The 858-nt window shown below is 64.8% G+C and carries 1 pseudogene; it reads left to right on the top strand.

The features are described from left to right. A pseudogene (locus SCNU_RS20305) lies at positions 1–611 on the top strand (3-ketosteroid-9-alpha-monooxygenase, oxygenase component); the annotation flags it as partial. Between the last annotated feature and the right edge of the window lie 247 nt (positions 612–858).

Genomic DNA, 858 nt, shown 5'->3' on the forward strand with positions numbered 1-858 from the left:
CAACGGCCGCTGCACCGGCATCCCCTACGCCCGCCGCGTCCCACCCGTCGCCAAGACGCGGTCGTGGCCGACGCTCGAACGCAACGGCCAGCTGTTCGTCTGGCACGACCCGCAGGGCAGCAAGCCGACCGATGAGGTGACGATCCCGGTCATCGAGGGCGTCGGCAGCGACGAGTGGACCGACTTGAACTGGAGTTCGCTGCTGATCGAGGGCTCTCACTGCCGCGAGATCGTCGATAACACGATCCCGACTCCCGCCTGGAGTCCGAGGCCTACTACCACGGACCGTCGTACATGATCGACGAGCTCAAGAGCTTCGCCCAGGGCATGGAGATCGAGACCGTGCTGATCAACTGCCACTATCCGGTCAGCGACGATTCGTTCGTGCTGATGTACGGCGCCATGGTCAAAAAGCCCGATGGAGTCTCCGACGAGGTCGCGCAAGGCATGGCCGATCAGTTCGCGCAAGGTGTCAAGGTCGGGTTCGAGCAGGACGTCGCGATCTGGAAGGACAAGACCCCATCGACACCACCCGCGCCGTCGAGAGCTGGCAGGCCGAGGTCGACGAGAACATCGCGGCAGGACGCGTGATCGACACCGACGGCGCCTGAGCCCCGCTCCGTCGCCGTCGGTGGCGCCAGATGTTCCATTGACCGGGAATCAGGCATCCACGTCGACATGACGACCGTCACTATGTAGACATCAGGGCCCCACTGTCCCTGGACTCGAAACCCGCTGCGCCGGCCCCTCCCCGCCCGGCACAAAGGAGGAACACGTTCCATGACTACTACTGCTGACGAGGAATTTCGGACCATCGAGTCGGCCGGCGCCCCGAAGCGCTTCGCCCGCGGCTGGCAT

Origin of the sequence: Gordonia neofelifaecis NRRL B-59395 (assembly GCF_000192435.1) — a bacterium.
Lineage (GTDB): Bacteria > Actinomycetota > Actinomycetes > Mycobacteriales > Mycobacteriaceae > Gordonia > Gordonia neofelifaecis.